The organism is Streptomyces aculeolatus (assembly GCF_020400605.1).
In the GTDB taxonomy this organism is placed as follows: Bacteria; Actinomycetota; Actinomycetes; order Streptomycetales; family Streptomycetaceae; genus Streptomyces; species Streptomyces aculeolatus.
In genome coordinates this window covers 1-445 of sequence record NZ_JAINRD010000112.1, presented here as the reverse complement: position 1 = coordinate 445, position 445 = coordinate 1, and the positions used below count along the sequence as shown (strand labels likewise).

Genomic DNA, 445 nt, shown 5'->3' with positions numbered 1-445 from the left:
ACTGATGCCGAACGACGACACCGCCGCACGACGCGGCTCCCCCGTCTCCGGCCACTCCCGCGCCTCCGTCAACAACGCCACCGCACCCGCATCCCAGTCCACATGCGTGGTGGGCTGATCGACGTGCAACGTGCGCGGAAGGCCCCCGCGCCGCATCGCCTCGACCATCTTGATGACACCCGCGACACCCGCTGCGGCCTGGGTGTGCCCGATGTTGGACTTCAGCGACCCCAGCCAGAGCGGCTGTTCCGCCGAGTGCTCCCGGCCGTACGTCGCCAGCAGGGCCTGTGCCTCGATGGGGTCGCCGAGCTTGGTGCCGGTCCCGTGCGCCTCCACGGCGTCGACCTGCCCGGCGCTGAGTCCGGCGCTGGCCAGGGCCTGCTGGATGACCCGCTGCTGGGACGGCCCGTTCGGCGCCGTCAGACCATTCGACGCACCATCCTGA

1 pseudogene is annotated in these 445 nt (G+C 71.2%); it reads right to left on the bottom strand.

What is annotated here, in order from left to right:
* Window positions 1-445: pseudogene (locus LG396_RS38940) on the bottom strand (polyketide synthase); the annotation flags it as partial.